The sequence below is a fragment of the Hydrogenivirga sp. 128-5-R1-1 genome, from assembly GCF_000171895.1.
Map to the genome: position 1 here is coordinate 1 of NZ_ABHJ01000464.1, position 1,168 is coordinate 1,168.

Consider the following 1,168-nt stretch of genomic DNA (forward strand, 5'->3'; position numbering starts at 1 on the left):
ATCATCCCGACAACTGTTCCAAGGAAACCGAGCAGTGTGCAATGGCAGCAATGGCGCCAATGGCATTTATATAACCTTCAAGTTTAGGAATTTCAGCTCTTGCTATTTCTTCTGCAACAGTTTTAAGTTGCTGCTCATCTTTTCTTCCTCTTATGTATGCCTCAAGTATCCCTGCCACAAGTGTTGTTGCCACAGAGTTTGTATTTTTTGCTATTGTTATGGCTTCTGCAAATCTACCTTCCTGTATGTAAAAGGATATCTCTTCTAACTTTCTAACAGGAAAGGTTTTTCTTGATGAAAGGGAGTATAACCGCTCAATAATAAATGCTATTGCCAATATCCCCAGAAATAAAAGGGGATACATTATAGGTCCACCTTTCTGGAAAATCTGGATTATATATTCCATCTTTTATCCTCCTTTATCTACATTGGGGAAGCCCTTCTTGTAGTTGTTTTATCTTCTGTTGCAGGGGAGGGTTGAGATTGTATTTTTTAAGAGGTTTCAGCATACAAGCGGCTTCCTGTTTGTGACCTTTACTTTTCATTATTTCGGCTGCTTTAATTCTGGCCTTTATAACAAATTCCTTGGCTTCAGGATAAAGATAAACCACATTTACAAAATTGTTAAGGGCTTTTTCCAGATTTCCTTCCTGCTGGTATATTAGCCCAAGGAGATAATAACTTTCTGCTACATGATTATAATCTGAGCCATTTACAGCCTCTTCCAGATACTTTTTGGCAAGCTGTGGATATCCAAGTTTTAGCTGTATTTTTGCCAGATAATAGGCTATATCATTTCTGTATTTTGGAAATCTGGTGTAAAGATCTTCAAAATAGCTTTTTGCCTGTGTTAAATCTCCTAATTTGTAATATAAAACTGCGAGCTGGTATCTGTTTTCATCTGTGTCTGGCATTTGTTTTAGAACTTCAATGGCTTTTTTGAGGTCTTTCTGTTTTATGTATATCTTTACAAGAAGTGATTTTACATTAAGGGCATATTCTCCTTGGGGATATTTTTCCAAATACTGCTTGAGTGTATTAATTGCATCAGGATAATCATTTTTCAGGTAGTACAGATATCCCAGTTTATAAAGGGCATAATCGCTTTCTTTAATATCTTGTTCTATAATTTGGGAGTATAACTTTTCAGCCTCGTCAAATTTCCCTT

At 36.1% G+C, this 1,168-nt stretch carries 2 protein-coding genes; both read right to left on the minus strand.

Annotated features, from left to right (window positions below):
- Position 1: 1 nt before the first annotated feature.
- The gene (locus HG1285_RS00660; RefSeq protein WP_008289600.1) at positions 2-406 is read right to left on the minus strand and encodes a hypothetical protein; all 405 of its coding nucleotides are present in this window, start codon (positions 404-406) and stop codon (positions 2-4) included.
- 13 nt (positions 407-419) lie between these two features.
- Positions 420-1,168 (minus strand): tetratricopeptide repeat protein (locus HG1285_RS00655; protein WP_008289601.1); only part of this gene is annotated, 749 nt, incomplete at its 5' end.